Raw genomic sequence first — 671 nt, forward strand, 5'->3', positions numbered from 1 at the left:
AGAGAAGAAGGCAACAGATATATAAGATTGAAGCTATCTAATAATGGTAAAAACTTAATTGCAGAATTAGTTACAAATCTTGATTGTTTTTATAATGAAGAACTTGGCGGATTTTATAAAGAAATCAATGGAGAGCTATATAAATATATAGCCTATTATATGTATTATGATGGTAATAGATACAATGGATATTATTTAGACAATTATAATAATGAGGTATATTAATGTTTAGAGTAATTAAAGAACCAGCAGAAAATCCAAGCAATTTATTAGATAGCTATAGACAGCAGAATATCATTATGCAAAAAATGCGTATGCTTCATACTGCCTTTGATGGTATAAAATTAAATCATTGGAGTGATACAGACAGAGAACTTCCTGATATTTTAGCAGGCAGTATTTGTGAGTTCGAAGGAAGATTATTTGAAACAAATCAAACCATAAAATTGACTGATAATATTAGCAGCGGCGGTACAATTAAACAAGATTTAAGATTTATAAAACTTGTTATAGTAAGAGATTCTAATAATAAAGATAATGATTATTTAAGAGCTGAAATAGCAGGCGGATATAGTGAAACAGTTGGCAATGGATTTCCAACTTACGATTATGAGAATAGAGGTTTTTATAATTTAGATTCTAATGGAAAAGCAATAGAGAAATATTTAAGA

2 pseudogenes are annotated in these 671 nt (G+C 28.0%); both read left to right on the forward strand.

Features of this window, described 5'->3' with window-relative positions:
• Positions 1 to 225 (forward strand): annotated as a pseudogene (locus tag BRSU_RS14060) (hypothetical protein); the annotation flags it as partial.
• Positions 225 to 671 (forward strand): annotated as a pseudogene (locus BRSU_RS14065) (hypothetical protein); the annotation flags it as partial. The pseudogenes BRSU_RS14060 and BRSU_RS14065, both read left to right, overlap by 1 nt.

It is taken from the genome of Brachyspira suanatina (assembly GCF_001049755.1).
GTDB lineage: Bacteria > Spirochaetota > Brachyspiria > Brachyspirales > Brachyspiraceae > Brachyspira > Brachyspira suanatina.